Annotated in this window: 15 protein-coding genes; 3 read left to right on the top strand and 12 right to left on the bottom strand. The window is 39.2% G+C overall.

The window, feature by feature from the left end; translation table 11 throughout:
- Nucleotides 1–130 precede the first annotated feature (130 nt).
- The 3 genes from ilvB to CUN59_RS09085 all read right to left on the bottom strand — a co-directional run bounded on the left by ilvB (nt 131) and on the right by CUN59_RS09085 (nt 4,024).
- Complete coding sequence (gene ilvB, locus CUN59_RS09095) at nt 131–2,023, bottom strand: biosynthetic-type acetolactate synthase large subunit (RefSeq protein ID WP_104387549.1); 1,893 nt, start codon at nt 2,021–2,023, stop codon at nt 131–133.
- A 134-nt stretch (nt 2,024–2,157) separates the two neighbouring features.
- Nucleotides 2,158–3,414, bottom strand: coding sequence for an MFS transporter (locus CUN59_RS09090; RefSeq protein ID WP_104387548.1), 1,257 nt, complete (start codon nt 3,412–3,414; stop codon nt 2,158–2,160).
- 31 nt (nt 3,415–3,445) lie between these two features.
- Nucleotides 3,446–4,024 (bottom strand): hypothetical protein, encoded by a 579-nt coding sequence (locus CUN59_RS09085; RefSeq protein ID WP_104387547.1) that lies wholly within the window; start codon nt 4,022–4,024, stop codon nt 3,446–3,448.
- Between the two features lie 148 nt (nt 4,025–4,172).
- Here CUN59_RS09085 and CUN59_RS09080 point away from each other — a divergent pair, with 148 nt between their 5' ends.
- From CUN59_RS09080 to CUN59_RS09070, 3 genes are all read left to right on the top strand, one after another.
- Nucleotides 4,173–5,153, top strand: coding sequence for an aldo/keto reductase (locus tag CUN59_RS09080; protein ID WP_104387546.1), 981 nt, complete (start codon nt 4,173–4,175; stop codon nt 5,151–5,153).
- Nucleotides 5,154–5,430: 277 nt separating this feature from the next.
- Nucleotides 5,431–6,306, top strand: coding sequence for a hypothetical protein (locus tag CUN59_RS09075; RefSeq protein ID WP_104387545.1), 876 nt, complete (start codon nt 5,431–5,433; stop codon nt 6,304–6,306).
- A gap of 268 nt (nt 6,307–6,574) precedes the next feature.
- A complete protein-coding gene (locus CUN59_RS09070; protein ID WP_104387544.1) occupies nt 6,575–9,310 on the top strand; it encodes an efflux RND transporter permease subunit in 2,736 nt (911 codons plus the stop codon).
- 653 nt (nt 9,311–9,963) lie between these two features.
- On the opposite strand, the gene CUN59_RS09065 is transcribed toward CUN59_RS09070, so the two are convergent.
- The 9 genes from CUN59_RS09065 to CUN59_RS09020 form a co-directional block, all read right to left on the bottom strand.
- A complete protein-coding gene (locus CUN59_RS09065; protein WP_104387543.1) occupies nt 9,964–11,121 on the bottom strand; it encodes a glycosyltransferase family 4 protein in 1,158 nt (385 codons plus the stop codon).
- A gap of 39 nt (nt 11,122–11,160) precedes the next feature.
- A complete protein-coding gene (locus tag CUN59_RS09060) occupies nt 11,161–12,423 on the bottom strand; it encodes a glycosyltransferase family 4 protein (protein WP_104387542.1) in 1,263 nt (420 codons plus the stop codon).
- On the bottom strand, nt 12,420–13,832 hold the full coding sequence (locus CUN59_RS09055; RefSeq protein WP_104387541.1) for a hypothetical protein: 1,413 nt from the start codon (nt 13,830–13,832) through the stop codon (nt 12,420–12,422). Before CUN59_RS09055 ends, CUN59_RS09060 begins: the two co-directional genes overlap by 4 nt.
- The gene (locus CUN59_RS09050) at nt 13,833–14,285 is read right to left on the bottom strand and encodes an FkbM family methyltransferase (protein WP_165790177.1); all 453 of its coding nucleotides are present in this window, start codon (nt 14,283–14,285) and stop codon (nt 13,833–13,835) included.
- A gap of 562 nt (nt 14,286–14,847) precedes the next feature.
- Nucleotides 14,848–15,981 (bottom strand): glycosyltransferase, encoded by a 1,134-nt coding sequence (locus tag CUN59_RS09040; protein WP_104387538.1) that lies wholly within the window; start codon nt 15,979–15,981, stop codon nt 14,848–14,850.
- Nucleotides 15,982–16,154: 173 nt separating this feature from the next.
- Entirely contained in the window at nt 16,155–16,793 is a 639-nt protein-coding gene (locus tag CUN59_RS09035; protein WP_165790176.1) for a glycosyltransferase family 2 protein, read from the bottom strand.
- Between the two features lie 31 nt (nt 16,794–16,824).
- A complete protein-coding gene (locus tag CUN59_RS09030) occupies nt 16,825–17,949 on the bottom strand; it encodes a glycosyltransferase family 4 protein (RefSeq protein WP_104387536.1) in 1,125 nt (374 codons plus the stop codon).
- A 160-nt stretch (nt 17,950–18,109) separates the two neighbouring features.
- Nucleotides 18,110–19,276 (bottom strand): glycosyltransferase, encoded by a 1,167-nt coding sequence (locus CUN59_RS09025; protein ID WP_104387535.1) that lies wholly within the window; start codon nt 19,274–19,276, stop codon nt 18,110–18,112.
- Nucleotides 19,277–19,302: 26 nt separating this feature from the next.
- Nucleotides 19,303–19,983 carry a class I SAM-dependent methyltransferase gene (locus CUN59_RS09020; protein WP_104387534.1) on the bottom strand — a complete coding sequence of 227 codons (681 nt, stop codon included), beginning with the start codon at nt 19,981–19,983 and terminating at the stop codon, nt 19,303–19,305.
- Between the last annotated feature and the right edge of the window lie 49 nt (nt 19,984–20,032).

Genomic DNA, 20,032 nt, shown 5'->3' with positions numbered 1-20,032 from the left:
TTTACCATAACCACTCTAGTAGAGCCTAAATATTTATTATCTCTAGAACAATTAATTGATGTTGCTTGAAATTATAAATTACCATTTTGTATAAGGGTAAAGCATAACGCTAAACCCTTACAAAATCTAACTATAACTTTGTTCCACACTCAGAACAAAAATTATGATTAGCTTGGTTTTGAGTTCCACAATTGCTGCAAGAAATTGATTCAACTGCGGTTCTTGATGTTGACTTAGGTAAACCAACCATTTGCGAGTTATTCTTCCCAGGGGCTACCATGGGATAACAGTTTTCATCTCTGGTAACATGGACATTGACAATTACCGGTCCATTGTGTGCCAGCATTTCGGCAATTTTATCTGCCAACTCTTCCCGCTTGGTAATTACCATCCCCTTAATGCCATAAGCCTGTGCTAAAAGCTCAATATCAGGCATTCCTACTTCCATGTTAGAAGATGAATAACGCTGGCCATAGAAGGCTTCTTGCCACTGACGCACCATTCCCTGCCAACCGTTATTTAAGATCAAGGTCTTGACATTAATCCCGTATTGTGCGAGTGTTCCCAACTCCTGCAAACACATTTGGAAACTGGCATCACCGCTAATACAGACTACTTCTTCGTCCGGGAATGCTACCTTTACACCCATAGCCGCGGGGACACCAAAACCCATTGTTCCTAAACCAGCGCTAGAAATCCAGCGTCTTGGTCCATTTTTGAGGAATTGAGCAGCCCACATTTGATGTTGACCGACATCTGTGGTGTAGAATGCCTGGGGCGCTTGAGTGCCAACCTCGACAATTACCTCTTGGGGAGAAATGCTGTCAGCGTGATGGGGAACAATTAAAGGATAATCTTGTTTCCAACTGTTAATTAAGTTTAACCATTCTTGGTTTTGGTTGGGTGTAGCTTTAGTATTTGCGTCTTGACATCGGCGTAATAAGTCTTTTAAGACGTTCTTAACATCACCAACAATGGGAACTTCGGGAACGCGGTTTTTACCGACTTCTGCGGGGTCAATATCAATGTGAATGACTTTAGCTAAAGAGGCAAATTCATCTAATTTACCTGTCACGCGGTCATCAAATCTTGCGCCGACGCAAATTAATAAATCGCAATCTGTAACAGCAAAGTTGGCGTAAGCAGTACCGTGCATTCCCAACATTCCCAAAGACAGGGGATGATGTTCGTCAAATGCACCGATACCCATTAAGGTGGTAGTGACGGGGAGATTAAATAATTCTGCCAGTTGTTTGACTTCTTCGTGGGCATTAGCAGCGATCGCTCCTCCCCCAACATACAACAAGGGGCGGCGACTTTCTCGAATTAATTGGATTGCTGCATTAATTTGGCGAGGATTTCCCTTCACCGTGGGACGATAACCCGGTAACTTAATAGAACCTGCCGCGACAGGCACATAATCAAACTCTTCTAAAGCCACATCCTTGGGAACATCAATTAAAACAGGCCCAGGTCTACCAGTGCTGGCAATATGAAAAGCTTCAGCGACAATCCGCGCCATATCTTTGGCATCACGGACGACATAGGAATGCTTAACAATGGGTAAAGTAATCCCGTAAATATCTGTTTCTTGAAAGGCATCTGTACCAATTGCCGCTCGTGGTACTTGTCCCGTAACGACAATCATGGGAATGGAATCCATGTAAGCTGTAGCAATGCCTGTAACTAAATTGGTTGCTCCAGGACCGGAAGTACCAAAACATACCCCTACTTTACCAGTAGCACGGGCGTAACCGTCGGCGGCATGGGATGCACCTTGTTCGTGTCTAACTAAGATATGCTGAATTGTACCACAGGCTTCTATTTTATAGAGGTCATCATAAATCGGCAGAATTGCGCCACCGGGATAACCAAAAATATGTTCAACGCCATGACGGATGAGACTATCTATCAAGGCAAAACCGCCAGATGCCCGTTGGGGTGTGGGAACTGAGGAATTAGAGATAGCAGACTGTTTGTGATTTTCAGATTGTGGGAGACTGATTTGAGAAGACGAAACCACGGTTAACCTCAAAGTATAGCTAAAATTAACGCCTAGATTTTGTATTTAAAATCTCATTTTAAGTTAAAAATTATCACAATTGCAGAGAAAGCTTGATTGATAAACATTAAAAATGGATTTTGATTCTACAATTTTTAGATTACATCTTGCAAGACCCGGCGAGTATTTTGCCAAGTCCACATACCAATAGCTGCGACAGCTATACTCATTCCCAATAAAACTGCGGACAAACCAAAGGCATTAACTAACTTGGTGGTAATTAACAAAGGTGCGGTCAGGGCAATATTAATGGCATGATTTTGAAAGCCAAAGACTTTACCGTGCATTTCTGATGGTGTTTGTTGCTGAATTAAAGTTTGCATTGGCACATTAACAAAAGCTGCACCTACGCCCAAGAAAATGCACAGTCCTAATGCTAGAGGTTGGTTATCAATGAAAATGAATAAACCCAAAGAAAATGCCATAATCAAAAATCCGATTAAAGGCAAGGGCTTATGATGAAGACGATGTCCAGAATGTCCAAGAATAGCCGCACCTATCACCATACCTACCCCAGCGGCCGCTACGAAAGAGCTAAACTCTTCTGGTGCTAAATGTAATCTTGCCGCCATACCAATGGCTAATTCTATCAGGGCGGCAAATACGCAGTATAAGGTGACAATTTGTAGCATAGCATTCCACACCAGCCGATTTTGTTTGAGATAGCGCAGTCCTAGCACAAATTCCGCCCAGGGATTAATTGCGGGTGCGGTTTTTTCAATGTGTCTATGTTCTCGAAACTGAATTGGCATCATAATCATGGCAGAAATTAGGTACAAGCAGCCGACGACCAATTCTTTGCCAAAGCCTTTATTAAAGGTTTCAAACCAGTTTAACATCGGAGTAGCCACTGCATTACCAATAATTAATGCTGCCATCATAGTGCTGCTAAATAGGGCATTAGCAGCCATTAAACCTTCCTTTCTCACCAACAACGGAATTGACGCTTGTTCCGCTGGGGCAAAAAACTGGGTAACGGTGGAGATACCAAAGGTAAAGAATAAAAGGATCCCAAATTGTCGTGGCAGGAAGGGAATTAAAATCATGAATAATCCCCGCACCAGATCTGAACCTACCATAATCAGTTTTTTTGGCACACGGTCAACGATAACACCACCGGCAGAACCAAACAGCATTGCTGGCAGGGTAAAGGCCATATATAAATAGAAGCGTGCGTCACCGTCTATCTCATTGCTAGGTAGGTAGAGTTTGAGTAAGGCAATCATTAACACAAAGAATACCTTATCAGCTAATTGAGAAATTAGTTGACCAATCCACAGGAGCATAAAACCCCGGTTTTTGATCAGTGCGGCAAAACCATTATTAATAGCAGTAGGTTCAGGAGGAAGCATCAGATACTTGGGAATGGGGAATAAATAATCACTATTTCTTGTTATAACGTTCTAATAGGAAATTGAGAAATTCGGATGCACTGAGGTATTTTTTAGGTGGAGAGAAGCCAACGGAAGGATTTGTCCACTGTCCTTGGACAGATTGGGGGGACTGCCACATTGATAAATGGTCAACTGCTGGCTCGGCGTAAAAGTTGTTTTCTCCCATACCGAGGTAAGCTGAACTCCAATGGGTGTAATGATCATGACTTAAACGATGTATGGGGAAATTGCCCCCTAGAGGGACTCCCCAACCATCAATAGCAATAAAGGCTTGAACATGACCTCCCAAAAGTTGCCATGCGGTGGCTGCACCTATACCTCCAATAACACCAGCACTAAAGCATAAGAATATAACAGGCGATTTTAGCTTATTACCGAGGCGATCGCTAGGCACTCCCAAGGAATCGCACAAAAAATGTAAAATATGCAATGTTGATAAAGTTAAATAACCCTGTTCAGGATAAACCAGTATATCTACGGGGTTTTCACCAGATTGATTTAAGCACCCTTGGATGAAGCTTTTAGTTAATTCTGGGGCATGAATTCCCGGACAAATGATAATGGGCATTTAGTTTTTACTTTGATACTTGTGATATTTTTAAAATGAAAGTTAAACGCAGATAAATAAAAATGATAATTATTCGGTTTAGCTTTACGGATAATTGGTATTATTCCCAAATAATTAGTTTATAACAATTGGCAAGTTTTTCTTAATTATGCTAACTAACAATTTATTAAATCTGCCTCTCATGGGTTGCGGAACTTGGGCTTGGGGAAATCAACTGCTCTGGGGATACAATGAAAGTATGGATAACCAGTTACAGGAGGTTTTTAATCTCTGTGTGAGCAATAGTATCACACTATTTGATACGGGTGATTCCTACGGTACTGGTAAGTTAAAGGGACGAAGTGAGTTACTTTTAGGAAAATTTGCCCAAGCATATCAGGGAATAAATCACGAGAATATTTGTATTGCCACTAAGTTAGCTGCTTATCCTTGGAGATGGACAAGAAACTCAATTATATCAGCTTGTCATGCCTCTGCAAAAAGATTAGGACGCAATGTTGATTTAGTGCAAATGCACTGGTCTACAGCTAATTATGCACCTTGGCAAGAGGTAGGTTTATTAGATGGTTTAGGTGATTTGTATGAACAGGGTTTGGTGAAGGGTGTGGGATTATCTAATTATGGAACTAAAAGACTTTTATGGGTGCATAAAAGATTTCAGGAAAGAGGTATACCTATTAAAACTTTGCAGGTGCAATATTCACTTTTATCTACCTATCCGGTGACGGAATTAGGTTTAAAGGATGTTTGTGATGATTTGGGAATTAAATTAATTGCTTATAGTCCTTTAGGTTTGGGTTTATTAACCGGGAAGTTTTCGGAAAATGGCAGTTTTCCTCAAGGTGTTCGGGGATTTTTATGTAAGCAGTTATTACCAGGAATGAAGCTCCTTTTAGGTTGTTTGCAGGAAATAGCAAATACCAGAAATAAAACTATGTCTCAAGTGGCTATTAATTGGTGTATTAGTAAAGGCACAATTCCCATTCCTGGGGCTAAAAATCTGGGACAAGCACAAGAGAATATTGGGGCTTTGGGTTGGTTTTTGAGTGATGGTGAGGTGATAGAGTTGGATCATGCTGCTGATAGAGTGGAGAAGAAGATGGTGCAGAATATTTTTCAGACAAAGTGAGATAATGTTTCTATATTAATCTCTTGATTGAATAATCATGGTTATATTCTTTGATTGATTCTAATGTACAGAAGTTTTCATGTATTTAGACCACAGTAGGGGCGAAGCATTCGGACAATTAATTATCGGTTTTTACCACAGACTATGATCCGAATGCTTCGCCCCTACACCATTGACGCTAAACCTAAATTAAAATGTGGTTTATTTACTGAAAATAGCTGTAATTTATAGTTATGATTCTTGTCAAGAATTCTGTTGCATCCTCGGTATTTAAACTATGCTAGAAAAATCAAACTTTTTTTTCCCAACAATTCCCAAACCTAGTTATCAACCCCAAAGTCGAGATACAAACATAGAATCTGATATTGATTTCTTTCAAAAATGGCGACAACTATCATTAAAGCAACGCATAGAAAGATTTATTTCCCATGAACGAGGAGTAAAAAAACTATGTCTTGTAGGAATTAAATCTCGACATCGAAATTCAACTATACAAGAAATTCGCGATATATTTATCCATGCTGTATTAGGAGAAAAATTTACTGCTGATTTCCAACCAAAAGGTATTAATGAAAATATGTGGATTCAAGATTCAATTTCTTTAGCAGGAGAACTACATCAACTTTTTGAATCAATTAATATTGATTACTATGTAAGTGGTGGTGTTGCTAGTTCTATTCATGGAGAACCACGTTCTACTCGTGATTTAGATTTGGTGATAGAAGTCAAACCAAATCAAATAGATTTACTGGTGAAAACTTTAGAAGCATCTGGATATTATTGTCCAGCAGGTGCGGTAGAAGATTTGCAACGAGGTTTGGGAAATATGTTGAATATTACCCATACAGAAACTATTGCTAATGCTGATATATATATTACTAATAATTCACCTTTTGCTATATCACAAATGCAGCGCAGAATATTAGTTAATTTAGACGAAATACCTTCGTTTTGGATAGCTTCAGCAGAAGATATTATTTTACAAAAACTGCATTGGGGAAAGGGAAGTAAATCAGAAAAACAATGGCGTGATGTTTTGGGTATAATTAAGTTACAAGCAGATAATTTAGATTATGGTTATTTAACAGAATGGGCAGAAAATTTAGATTTAGTTGTTGATTTCAGTGAAATATTAACTCAAGCTGGAATATGAAAAATAGCATTTCCTAGTCTAAAGAAATGGAAAATTATCCGCGTTTATTTGCATTTATCTACGTTTAATTTTACATTATTTGAATTAAATAGCTATATAGTGGATAATATACTTATAAGCGTCTTTATAAAAGATAAATTAAGGATAGAGATTGATACTGCTAAACCTATACAACCATTTTGACTCTAGAAGTTCTATACTAACCTGTCAGTTGTCAGTGATCAAAAGACCGATAACTAAAGACCAATGACTAAGATAATTTTCTCAGATGGTACAGAATCATAACTCAGAATCTGCACGCGAAAGCTTTAATATTTCCAAATTGGCGATTAAGTTTTCTTGGTTAACGGTGTGTTTTTGGATAGGTGTAACGGTTGCTGGTGTTCTGGCCTTCAGTTCCCTCAAGTATGCTTTATTTCCCGATATTACCTTTCCGGTAGTGGTGGTAAATGCCCAAGCGCCCTTAACATCTGCCCTAGAAACAGAAGAAAAACTGACGAAAATAATAGAGGAAAGTCTAAAATCAGTGGCAGGACTGGAGGATATTCGTTCATCAACTTATCCTGGTCAAACTGCTGTAGTGTCCTCCTTTGTTGTCGGGACAAATTTAGAAACTGCAACTAGCAAAGTTACACAAATAGTCAATCAGTTAAATTTACCCAAAAATGCCAATAAAAAAATCATCCCATTGAATCTGAACGAATCTGCGGCTGTTAGCTATGCCATTGAAAGTTCTACTAGGAATATTGATAATTTACGGCAACTAGCCAAAGATAAAATAGTTCCCACCATAGCTAAATTACCAGGAGTGCTGAAAGTCTCCCTGCTAGGGGATGGTAATAATGCACCACCACCAACAACAACTAATGGACTACCTCCAGCCGGGACTTTAGTTAGGTTTAATGGTAAAGAGGCTTTAGCATTTCAGGTGATTAAAAAAGGTGATGCTAATACCTTAGAAGTGGTGAGTCGGGTGGAAAAAGAAGTACAACAGCTAAGGTCTGGCTTAAAAGATGTCACCCTCACCTTAGCTGCTACCCAGTCCGAATATATTCGTAATGCCACCCATTCAACCATAGATGCACTCATAGAAGCAATTATCCTGTCGGTAGTTGTCATCTTTCCCTTTCTATGGAATTGGCAAGCTACCCTGATTTCGGCTTTAGCTATTCCCATATCTTTGTTAGGGACATTTATCGTCATGGCGATATATGGCTTTAACTTAGAAACCATTACCCTGTTAGCTTTAGCTTTAGTCATTGGTTCAATCGTTGATGATGCCATAGTTGATGTAGAAAACATCATGCGGCATATTGAAGAAGGCAAAACTCCCCGCGAAGCCGCTTTGATAGCTACTAATGAAATTGGTTTAACTGTCACCGCCGCCACTTTTACGGCAGTAGCGGTATTTCTGCCTATCGGTTTAATGGGCGGAGTCATTGGTCAGTTTTTCAAACCCTTTGGGATCACTGTTTCTGCTGCCATGCTGACATCTTTGTTAGTGGCGCGGACTTTATCACCTGTGTTAGCTATTTATTGGCTCAAAGCTAAACCATCCAATTCTCCTCAGAAACAAAGTAAAATTTGGCTAGAATTTGACCAAGCTTACAGAAATTTGTTAGCCTGGTCTTTGCAGCACCGCATGATAGTTGTGACTTTAGCTGTGGGTAGTTTTATTGCTGGTATTGCCCTGATTCCCCTCATTCCCAAAGGGTTTATTCCCAAACTCGACCGAGGAGAATTTAATATTGTCTATACTGCCCCTTTACCTAGTCTTCCTGCGGGTCTTGGACAAGGAAGGCCAGGAGAACTAGGACAACCAGGAGGACAGGTAGAACAAACGGGACAACAAGATAAATTAGGAAATTCCTCTTTGTCTGCTGCGGCTTTGGCTGTTTCATCATCTTCTATTCCCATTCCTAGTCCTTTAAACAATTCTTTGGATGTTGCCAAGAAACTGGAAGAAGTGGTGAGAAAGTTCCCCGCAGTGGGTACGGTGTTTACAACTGTAGGTTCTCGTGAAGGTGAGCCAAATAAGGGTACACTGTACGTTAAGCTCAAGGAGGAGCGAGAACTGAAAACAGCACAGGTACAAGACCAACTCCGGGCGGCTTTGCCAAAACTGGCGGGTGTAACTACCAGTGTAGAGGATATTCAGTTTGTTGACACGGGTGGACAAAAACCTCTACAAATCGCTTTACAGGGTAATGACCTCAAGGCTTTGACTACAGCCGCTAAAGCGGTGAAAGCAAGAATTGAGAAAATATCTGGTTTTGCTGATGTGACTATTACAGGTGAATCTCATCAACAAGATACAATTTTGCAAATTGAACGTTTGAATAATCAGCGAGTAGCTTATATTGGTGCTAACCTGGGTGAAAATTTAACTTTAGGCGATGCAACTGATAAGGTGATAGCTGAAGCTAAAGCGGTAATTCCTGCGGGTGTTTCTTTGAATTTAGGGGGCGATTCTGCCCGTCAAAATGAGGTTTTTGGCAGTTTTGGCACAACTTTGGGATTATCGGCACTGTGTATTATTGTGGTGTTGATTTGGCTGTTTAAAAGTTGGGTAGACCCCATAGTTATTGGTCTTTCTTTGCCTTTAGCAATTGTGGGGGCGTTGTTGGCGCTGCTATTTACGAAGAGTGATTTTGGGATGATATCTCTAATTGGGTTTGTATTTTTGTTAGGAATTACTAATAAAAATGCGATTTTAATTGTAGATTACATTAACCAATTACGGGATTCTGGAATGGAAAGAACTGATGCCATTCTGAAGGCTGGTCCTGTACGTTTGCGTCCCATTATGATGACTACAGCAGCGACTATTTTGGGGATGGTTCCCATTGCTTTGGGTTTGGGTGCGGGTTCAGAATTGCGATCGCCTATGGCTGTATCTATTGCCGGTGGTTTGGTTAGTTCGACTATTCTCAGTTTGTTTGTTGTACCAGTCTTCTACGCAATTTTAGATGATTGGTTTCCCAGGCAAAAGGTGAAACAATAACTTCAAATAACTTCAAGATCCCCGACTTTTTGAAGAAGTCGGGGATCTGATTTACAAGATGTTTATTTGTGTTATAATTTTTTTGTGAGAATCAGGTGTTTATCGAGCGATAGCCTGCGTGGCGTAGCCATAGTCGAGATAATATCCACGATTTAATTTCTTCAATTTCTTAGGACATCAGAAAATTAAAAAAAATTAAATTTTGAAAAAAAATTTCGTTTTTTGGGGTTCAGTCCCATTGACTTTTTCCGCTAGAAGTGATATTTTCATTATGGGAATATGTGCCTCTATAAAAATTTTGCCTATATCCAATTATATTAATATGACTATCATACCACGTTTGCCCCGGACGCAACCCCTAAAATAAAAATTTTTTGAAGAAAAACTTATTAAAATTTTAAGTTTAAATTATTTAAACTTATTAATTGTGTAAAACCTCACATTCCGCATAAGCGGAGAATAAAAAAATAATTATCTCCAAAAACATTGTTTGGTAAGGGTTTTCAGGATTTTAGTTCAAAGGAACTATAAAATGTTTATTAGGAATTTATCTCATTTATTGAGAATATTTTTGGAGTAAAGTTTGTACAACCCTGAATCTTTCGTGATAATTATTCAGAATTGGATTTTATCTGCGGAATGTGGGTAAAACCTCAGTTTTTTGCTTTTCCTACATCCTGTAAATCCTGAAATCCTGTGTCTAATGTAGAGTAAAACTTTAGATATTGACCTGCTATATCCAATTTAGAAAACCGCAAATCATTATTAGTAGGATTTAAAGGCTTTTCTAAAGTAGAAATAATAGCTTGTGATAGATTTTGTACAGCATCACCTTGAAGATCAAAATAACAACAGTTAGAATTACCAATTTCTCTAAAGATAGGAATATCAGCACACACTACAGGAGAAGAAAAATATAAAGCTTCTGCTAAAGGTAGACAAAAACCTTCCTCAGAGGAAGCAGCAATAAAAACTTGGCATTTTTGATATAACCAACATAATTCATGATCCTTAATTGTATGAATTAGCAGCACTTGTTCTTGAAGAGATAAATTATGAATTAGCTGCAATAAATTCTCTGTTTCTGGTCCCGTACTACCAACAATAATTAATTTAGTATTATCTTTTAAATACTCATTCTTCTTTAATAAATAAAATGCTCGAATTAACAAATCTAGATTTTTGTTTTTACGATGTTGAGCAACACATAATGAAAAATAATCCTGATCACTAATATCTAAATTAGTAGGTACTTCAGCAATAATATCACTAAAATCCACGTAATTATAAATAACGGTAATGGGTTTGAGTGATTGAACTTGAGGAAAATATGATTTAAGACTACTTAATGTAGATTGAGAAACACAGGTAAGAGCATCACTATGTTCTATAGATTGTTTTAAAAACAACCGATTAAAAATCACATTTGGATATCCAAACACCTCTGGTTTTTCGTAAGGATACAAGTCGTGAATTGTCGAAACAACAGGACAGGGAAAAAGTGGACGGAGAAAAGGAAACGGAAAAGATAAATGAACTATATCAGGATTAAACTGCTTTACCAACTTTGGTAAACCGAATAAAAACCAGATATTTCTTGTGAAAGAATTATTTTTAATATCTACAGTAATTAATTGAATTTTTGGCGAATGAAAAAATAGTTGAAAGTAATCTTGTTGCCATACTCCCACAATTAAAGTCACCTTGCTAACCTCTGGAGTGTCAGCTAAACATTGAGCCAAATTTGCAGCGTGTCGGCAAACACCCGTTGGTTTTGTTGGTCTGTGTAAAGCAGAAATTAATATGTGCATATTATGAAATTGGGAAAAATTAATTAGTTAAAAGTAGTTTCAAAAAACTTGAGATATAACGTCAGTTTCTAATACTTTCTTGCTGGCAACCTCTAAATAAAGTTTGTGCAAACGTTCTCCCACAACTTGCCAACTATAGTTTTCATTGACTAATTTCCGGCCAGCCTGACCCATAGTAACGATAAGTTGGGGATTTTGAACTAAATGAATCATTGCGGCCGCTAAATCACGTACAGCTTGATATGGTTCATCAGCAGGAATCTTAAAGCCAGTTTCCTCAGTAACTTGAACTGCCGGGCCACCTAAATCTAAACAAATCACAGGACGACCTGCTGCCATTGCTTCCATACAAACCCAGCCCCCAGAATCATGTAAGCTGGGATGAACCAGAATATGACAATCTTTTAATAAATCTAAAGCCTTTTCACGGGGTAATCTGCCCCAAAATTTAACTTTTTCCGCAATTCCTAAATCTGATGCCAAAGTTTGCAGGTGATACCATTGGGGTCCATCTCCCACTATCCAGTATTCTGTATTTGGTAAATTCGCTTGAGCAAAGGCACGCAATCCTAAATGAAAACCTTTCCAGTGTAGCAGTCTACCCATGCTGATAAATCTGACAATGGGATAAGGAGAATTTTGATATTGATGAAGATGTTCTATATCTGCGGTGGATAATCCTGATTCTGGTAAAATCTGGACATGATTCACACCCATTTGATAGAGTCGTTGGGCTGTATCCTTAGTTGTAGCTCGGACTACAGCACTTCTTTTCGCAGTCAGACGCACAAAGGGGTCTTGCTCTCCTACCCAGCGAGCGCCACTGCGGGCAATTTCATAAATTTTGCCATTTAAGTTAAAATCCTGCCAAAAGCTGGCTGGTGCTGATTCTCCACCGCCTACAGGACCCCAAACGAGGGGAATAGGTAGCAGTGACAGGAAGCAAGGACTGGAATACTTGACAAAAGTAACATGATGGCTCAAGTCAAAGCCAATTTTTTGATGTAATTCACGGGCGACAAAATAGGCTTGAATTTGCCAGAGGTAATAGTGAAGCTGCATTCCCCCAGACTGTCCCCAGCGTCTACTATCCTGCCAAAAGGGAAGGGTGAAATAAACAAAGTGAAGATTAGGAATGGGATGGCGTGCCAATTCTGCATTGATGATATCCTGACTCTCATCAGGTCGGGTGAGTACCCAAACTTCATGATATTTAGCGGCTTCGCGGGCAATATTCCAACCCACACCAGGCTCAGAACCCATACCTGGTTCACAGGAGTAAGCAGATATTAAAATCTTCATAGGGAATTGGTAATAGGTAATTGATAATTGGGAAATTCGTTTTTCCTGCTCCTATGCTGTTTCTGTTTCTTCAGCCGTCGTTCTTGCCATGCTAGTCCTATAATTAAGGCAATAGAGAGCATGAAACCAGGTTCTTCCATTTGAGTAAAAATAAAACCAAAGACAAGAACAGCGAGTAAGGTAACTTTCAAAGAATCATCTAAACCAAAATGTTGCCAAGCTAAATGACATAGAAATAGGTATGCTCCTACACCTAAAAGTCCTAAATCTCCCCATATTCCAGCCCAGCCAAAAATGGGCGTGAAAAGACTAGAACCTGAACAAAGCCAAGAACTAACACAAAATTCCATTGCTTCCTGACCAATTGGATTAGTGGTAGCGCCTAGTGGTCCGAGTATAGACCAATAATCTTTAAGAAACCATACTCCTAGACGGCTGACAGTGTGTCCTGGACCAAGACCAAATAACCAATCCAGAGATGATTGATAATGAGATAAAATAGAACGCACTGAGTAGAATTTAGTATACCAAGCATAACCATCAGCCCCATAAAGTTCCGGTCGAGCCCAAGATGTAAATCCAGCAAATGCTTCTAAGTTTTGCACACACCAAAGAAATGCAAATCCAAAGAGAGCGATCGCACTCAGAAGTTTGATCGTTTTACCAAAATCCTTTGAATTTACCAAGACTAGAAGAACCCAGGCAACTAAATAAGCAAGTAAAAGTTGTTTGGAATCAGAAAAAAGAATCTGCCAAAAAGCAGCGATAACTGCCCCGATTCTCATCCATAATGGAAAAGTTTTTTCATTAGTTAAGAAATATAAAGCAAAGGCAACTGATACTGAAGCTGATACATAATTCCCCGCCCCTGTAGGGAAAAAAACTCCGCCACATCCGTCCGTTCCATTGAGTCCCTTAGCATAGAGTTTGCCGGCATCAATTAGGGGTTTCTGGACGGCAGCGAGGAAAAAGTTAATCAAAACAGACCACATCAGCCACTTCTTGATGCGGGTAATAGATTCCGTAGACATGGGAATACAGACTATGGACAGCAAGAATATGAAGGGTTCTGCAAGCATCATGAAAGAGATGACGGCATTAATCAACCCCGTGTTATTCCATAAAGCACTAGCCAATACTGTGACTAAAAAAATGAATAGTCCGAAGAGAAAAGAATAGGCAATTGCAATTTGTTTGCGATCTTTTGCCCGACTCGTGAATAATACAACTCCTAAAACAAAGGGAACAACTGCGAAGTGAGCAAGGTTAAAAATTGAAGGAGCGCGAGTAATTGCACAAAAAATTCGGGAGTAAAAAGCTACAGAAAAAGCAAAGATAATTAAGTTGGTGTTATCAATGAATCCCTTTTTATTCGGTTTCTTAGTTGTCGTTAAATGCAAATACATCATCTATATATCATTATTGGTAAAGTAAATATATCCATCGCTATTTCCCACAGCACAATTGTTAATTGTCACGTCACCCAAATTATTTAAATCTACATTTTCTCGAAGATATGAATATGTCTTAGGATGAGGCTCAAATGCTATTGCCTTACCACTTTTTCCAATATATTTAGCTGCTGGTATCAAAATAGTTCCAATATTTGCTCCTATATCTATATATGTGTCACCCTCTTTTAAGAAACTGGAAATAAACTCATAATCTTTACTTCCAACAGTTGGTTTGTACCAATAAAGACTACTAAGTCCAGTTGGATTAAAAAAAATTTCATAGTCCTGAACCTGAAACCTAATTCTAAATAGCCTCGCAAGCCCAGATCTGCCAATGAAACCTGCCATTAAGCGGCGTATTGGACGCTCATCTTGAAGTATTTCCAAAATTTTTCTTCCTATGATCATCTGTTTTTCTCCAATAAACTTGTTCCTGTACAAATCAAAAATTTTTAGATGTGGATTCAATAGATAAATTAACATTTTGTATTACTCTTCCGCAATAGAAAATTTACCTATTTGAAAATATGCCTCTTCTGTCAGTCTCCGAAAACACTTGCCACTTCTAAATTCTGGAACAGTTGTGTGGAAAGCGATCACTCAGTTATTTCGGAATATAATTTCCACAAGACGAACAGATGACGAAATTGTGGGTACAGACACATCAAACAATTGATATTACGTCTCTTTGAGATTTTTTACTAGTAGGAAAATCCGGAAAGTGACAGAAGAGGGATATATCTAATCTACTCGTTCAAAACCCACATTTCTCACAAACAATGCAATCGCAAACCCTATATAATTCTTATGGAGAAACGGTTTCGGGCATTTTTCACGAGGTTTATTTTTGATGCAGTGTGAAAACCCATAATCCAGATTTTATAAGGGTTTGAGGATTTTGGTGAGAGATCCGGGAAAACTACTTCATTAGCCAACTCTTCTTTCATTAATTCTCTACTAATATTCCGCTTCATTTTTGTAAGTAAAGATATTCCTCCATTGCTCTTGCAGCAATCTTTTGCCAGTGCAAATTTTCTAAAATGTACTGTCTTCCTCTCAATCCCATTTCTTTCCATTCGGAACGACGAGCAAGTAATGATAAAATTCCTGATTTGATTGCTTGTGGTTCTGACTTGACGACAACACCACAGTCACTTGCCTGAACATACGGTGCTATCCCGGCAATATCTGAAACCACCAAAACTCGACCTGCCAACATTGCTTCCATTGCAGATAAACTGAATCCTTCAAAGCGGGATACAATGCAGAAAACATCATAGGTAGCAATAATGGCTGATGGAGAAAGATTATAATCAGGTTCAAGAAAGGTAATCTGCTGAGATAAACCGAGTTGCCGTACTTGCTGTTTAAGGCTTGCGCGATCGCCCCAGTCTGGTCCTTGAATTGTTAGTTTCCATTCTGGAACTTCGCTAAGTTGGGCAAAAGCATTTAGCAATATGTCAAGTCCTTTGTTATAGGCATCTAAACGCCCCAAAAACAAAAACTTAGGCACATCATCCGCATTCCAACTCAGGGTAGATTCTGGATGAACGTCAGCTAGCGAAAAACCGTTAGGCACTTCAATAATGGGTGTTTTGATATTAAGCCGATGCAGCCATTCACCATGACGTTTATCTAAAAGCTGTACTGCACAAGCTTGGTTCAACATGGGACGCTCTAAAAGATACCAATATACCCACTTTATGTAGGCATTTTTATGAAAAATTGTCGGATGGTAAGGATCATGAGGTGCGACTACATAGGGTAAAGAGTGTCGTTTTAGAAATCGCGATAAGATATAAACACTGCGATGAAAAATGCCATTGAGAATAAAAAGACTTTGTTGGGAATTGAGGGAAATGTACTGTTGCAAACTGGAGGAAACTTTGAAGGATGGTTTGGTACTCTCACTTGCAAATGATGCAATCTGATATCCCATTTGCGCTTGACATACATTATCTTTCTGTATACCTTCACAAAGGACTGTTACATCAGCACCACAAGCTGTCAAGCCAGCAGCAAGCCCATGAACAGCCTTGCTGGTGCCATCATTTAAACTATGATCATGAGGTGGAAAGTGTTTTAGATAAAGGTAAATTTTCATGAAGTTAGACCTCTGCCTTCCATCCTTGTACAATTCCCTGAAAAACTGCCCAACAAAGTTGTTGTTGCTCTGGACGTTGCTGAATCAATCCCAATAATGATTTTGTTAGAGGTTTGATACATTGATAGGCAAAAAACCAAAGTGGGGCATTTGATTTACGTAAAACTCTGCCTTTACCTATGGCATAATGATAGGGCTTGATTACATCTGATTTGATTAGTATGAATTGGACCAGGATGATGTATGACCAGATTGGGATCATAGTAAATATGACAACCAATATTCAGCGCACGCAACATATAATCTGTGATTTCCCCAGCCCAGCATGGACTACCTGATCCTAGTCCCAAAGATTCATCTAATTCACCAATTTTTAGAACTAGGTCACGGCGAAAAAATACGGAATATTCGATTCCTCGCTTCCAAACATTAAATTGATTTACCGTCCCTGGGTGTCGATCCCAATAACTTTCTCCGGCAGAAGAACCTGACACTACATCCCATTCAGAATTATTCTTAAAATAACTGTTTACTTGTGCCAACAAATCTTCAGGATACCAGCAGTCATCATCTGGAAAGCCGATAATATCCCCTTTTGCTTGTCTTAGACCTAAATTTCGCGATCGCGATGCACCGGTAACAGAAGAACGCAAATGACGAATCGTAAAGCGATTTTGATAGGGTTCTAAAACCATACGTAAACGATCATCTGAGTTTTGATCAACAACGATCAATTCAAAATCTTGATGGGTTTGAGCGTCTAGCTTTGCTAAAAAACGGCTAATTTCTTCATCTCTGTTGATCGTAGCCATAACCAGTGAAAACCGCATATAACTTCTTTGGTTAGTTTTGGTGTGCAATATTTTCATAAATTTCGGCAACCTGCTTGGCTGTTTTTTCCCAGCTAAAACACCTTGCTCTTAATAGCCCTTGGTCTACTAAATGCTGACGATAGAGAGGATCTTGCTTAATTCGCTGGGCTGCTTCTACCATTGCTTCAACATCCATCGGATTGACTGTGATCGCCGCCCCACCGACAACTTCTGGCAGAGAAGAAACATTTGAAGTAATCACTGGTGTTCCAGATGCCATTGCCTCTAAAATAGTCAGTCCAAATCCTTCATACAGAGAGGGTGAAAGTAAAACATCAGCGGCATTGTAAAGATGTACTAATGTTTTTTGATCAGGATTACCAAAGTGAGTGATATGTGGCTCAAGCTGATGCTCATGAATAAAAGCTTTATGTTCCCGGGTAAACTGACCACCTGTTTTCCATAGGCAAACTGATAATCCCCTGGCTCGTAAGCGTTCTACTACGTTGAGAACTGTCAATATATTTTTGCGTTGAAGTGTTCCTCCTACATGGAGTAAACAAATAGTTTCTACTGAAGGTTTATATTGCTGTTGCAAAAGTTCTACTGTTTCTGGTGGAAGTACACGATAGATCGACTCCACGCCATTTGGTATCACAGTTATTTTTTTTGGACTGATCTTCAACATCTGAGCCACATCATGGGCTGTATTAGAAGAAACAGCAATTACATGATTAGCTTTCTCCATTCCTTGAACGGAATAACGCCAACTTGCCATGCTCAAAGCAGGAAAGCGTGACGCATCATCAAGAGTTTCTGGATACACAAAATGAACTAAATCGTGACAGGTGACAACTACAGATTTAGCAATACGATTAAGCCAATAAGCGATATGGGCATCACTTTGGTCAATAACATGAAAAATATCGGCATTTTGTTGGCTAACAGCACGGGGATGTCTCCAAAAACACTCATAATACTTCCGTAGTCCAATACCAGACATCCACAACTTGTCTTTGCTGTTCCAAGGCTGAGGTGCTACTTCGGTGATTCTCCAGTCCGGTCGAACGGCTTTCAAAGCAGCAACTAGATTATCTGCATAAACCTCAAGACTGTGTGTAGAACCAGGTACTCGCCGAACAATGATCACTCGCATTAACCTTTTCCTACCTTCATCTGTTTAATTTGTTGCAACCTGTTTAGGATTCTGAGGTAAAGGGAATTTCTCCACTGTAGTGTTAACCAACTACGGAAACTCCCATCGCCATCGCTTCGATGAAGACGTAAGCAAATTGCCCTTTCCATTCAGTAAACCATCATTGAAGGAGAATAGTTTGCCATAAAGAGATTAATCTATAAGCAATTTGTTCATGGGTATAAAGTTGGTTTACTCGCGCAATGCCATAGTGTGCTATTTCTTGTCTCCATCCAGCGTCGTTGATTAGTCTTGCGAGGATATCAGCCAATGCACTGTGATCTTCTTCTGGGAATACCAAATCAGAACGGCCAATGACATTAGGAATCTCACCTGAATTTGAGCCGATGACAGGAATTCCCATAGACATAGCTTCTATGAGAACATGACCGAACTGTTCTTTCCAAGTTGGAGTTGAGCGAGAAGGTAATACTAATACATCAAATTGGCTCAGTTCTGTGGGAACTTGATGATGGGTAACTGCCCCTCTCCAAACGATGCGATCGCTAATTTGCAGATTTTCTGCTAGTTTTCGCAGTGCTGCTTCTTCAGAACCAGAACCGCAGAGAATAATCTGAGTATTGATGCTGTTATTGGATAGTTGAGCAACTGCCCTAAAAATTAGGTCAATTCCCTTGCTGTGAGCTAAACGACCGAGAAAGCCGATTTTAAAAGCAGATGTATTGGCTGTATCTGATTTTATAGATGGGGCAAAAAACTCTGGATCGACTCCCATTTGCGGCATCACTTCTAATAAACCGCGATAATTCCATTTTCGCATGACATCGGCTCCGTCTTGATTGCCGGAGATAATCGCACTGGCAGTATTGAGAACAAATTGGCATATCTGCCAACGAGCTAATGGCAATTGGCGTAATTGATTTTCCCATCCAAATATGACAATCGGTTTGTTGGTGATGCGGGCTAAAATAGCAACCTCAAAAGCGCAAATTGAAAATACTTCTTCCTCGACTTGGATAATATCGGGTTGAAAATTTTGTAAGACTTGCCAAAGTACCCAAGGAGGATATAAATGCGCTCCCACCCGCCCCGAAAACATGACAGGAGCAGAATAGATATGGAGATGAGGATAAGGGCGTTCTAATGGGATGAGACGATCCCATTCTAAGGCTTTCCAGTTACTTGGAGCTAAAAGCCCGACTTCAATATTTTCTTGCTGTGCGATGCCTCCGGCGAGCGAAGCTATCGCATTCAATTTACCCTGGTTAACACCCACAACATAGGTGTGACTGACAAAAAGTATGCGTATGGATGAAGAATTGGTCATTATAGCTTTTATCTTCTATACAACTATCAAGTCTCGGTTGCCAGAGAGTCTAACGGCACAAAATTCGCTTGCTTACAGACGTATGCAGATATTTTTTTTCCTTCAACAATGATAGATTCAGCCGTTCGCTCAGACTGTTCAATCACTTCTACATCCTTAATTTCGCTTTCAAAAGCCTGTTTACTAATAACCTCAAATCCAATCTCAGACATGATCCGTAGTAAAGTTGGAGTATCATACATACACTTGTGAGGGAATTGAATAAATGGTGCTATTATCCGCTTTAAGACCCTATCCGTGGGAGAATTGTAGCTGACATAAAGTTGATCAAGCACCTCGTCGGCTGCTATTTTTCCCTCAGTATACCTGTTAATGATTACTTTCAAGTCTGGTACAACGATCCGAATAATCCCATTGGTCTTTAATAACCTGTGGCATTCTCTTAATAAGTATCTTCCTTCAATTTTAGATAAATGCTCCAGACTATGAGAACTATAAATTATATCGACTGAATCATCGTCCCAAGGAAGTTTTTTTGTTAGATCACATAAAAAAATATCATTTGACCAATTAAAGTTAATAAATTTGAATTTTTTATTGATAGTAGAAAAACCTGGAGTTTTTGCCAACCAAGCTCCTATTGCATAGTCTACATTTAACCAACCACTCGGAGTATGAAAACCACAACCAAGATTAAGTTTTAACATTAAACATCTCCAAAATAGAAAATAGAAACTCAAGAAACAAATTAGGAGT

The sequence above is a fragment of the Cuspidothrix issatschenkoi CHARLIE-1 genome (assembly GCF_002934005.1).
Classification (GTDB): domain Bacteria; phylum Cyanobacteriota; class Cyanobacteriia; order Cyanobacteriales; family Nostocaceae; genus Cuspidothrix; species Cuspidothrix issatschenkoi.
The sequence above is the reverse complement of the archived record's forward strand: the minus strand, read 5'-3'. Positions and strand labels throughout refer to the sequence as shown.

What these genes read in the sequence shown, in the direction of transcription:
- CUN59_RS09030 (WP_104387536.1), bottom strand. Translation starts at nt 17,949, where the DNA reads ATGCGAGTGATCATTGTTCGGCGAGTACCTGGTTCTACACACAGTCTT.
- CUN59_RS09050 (WP_165790177.1), bottom strand. Translation starts at nt 14,285, where the DNA reads ATGATCATAGGAAGAAAAATTTTGGAAATACTTCAAGATGAGCGTCCA.
- CUN59_RS09085 (WP_104387547.1), bottom strand. Translation starts at nt 4,024, where the DNA reads ATGCCCATTATCATTTGTCCGGGAATTCATGCCCCAGAATTAACTAAA.
- CUN59_RS09025 (WP_104387535.1), bottom strand. Translation starts at nt 19,276, where the DNA reads ATGACCAATTCTTCATCCATACGCATACTTTTTGTCAGTCACACCTAT.
- CUN59_RS09065 (WP_104387543.1), bottom strand. Translation starts at nt 11,121, where the DNA reads ATGCACATATTAATTTCTGCTTTACACAGACCAACAAAACCAACGGGT.
- CUN59_RS09080 (WP_104387546.1), top strand. Translation starts at nt 4,173, where the DNA reads ATGCTAACTAACAATTTATTAAATCTGCCTCTCATGGGTTGCGGAACT.
- CUN59_RS09055 (WP_104387541.1), bottom strand. Translation starts at nt 13,832, where the DNA reads ATGATGTATTTGCATTTAACGACAACTAAGAAACCGAATAAAAAGGGA.
- CUN59_RS09090 (WP_104387548.1), bottom strand. Translation starts at nt 3,414, where the DNA reads ATGCTTCCTCCTGAACCTACTGCTATTAATAATGGTTTTGCCGCACTG.
- CUN59_RS09070 (WP_104387544.1), top strand. Translation starts at nt 6,575, where the DNA reads ATGGTACAGAATCATAACTCAGAATCTGCACGCGAAAGCTTTAATATT.
- CUN59_RS09040 (WP_104387538.1), bottom strand. Translation starts at nt 15,981, where the DNA reads ATGAAAATTTACCTTTATCTAAAACACTTTCCACCTCATGATCATAGT.
- CUN59_RS09020 (WP_104387534.1), bottom strand. Translation starts at nt 19,983, where the DNA reads ATGTTAAAACTTAATCTTGGTTGTGGTTTTCATACTCCGAGTGGTTGG.
- CUN59_RS09075 (WP_104387545.1), top strand. Translation starts at nt 5,431, where the DNA reads ATGCTAGAAAAATCAAACTTTTTTTTCCCAACAATTCCCAAACCTAGT.
- CUN59_RS09035 (WP_165790176.1), bottom strand. Translation starts at nt 16,793, where the DNA reads ATGGCTACGATCAACAGAGATGAAGAAATTAGCCGTTTTTTAGCAAAG.
- CUN59_RS09060 (WP_104387542.1), bottom strand. Translation starts at nt 12,423, where the DNA reads ATGAAGATTTTAATATCTGCTTACTCCTGTGAACCAGGTATGGGTTCT.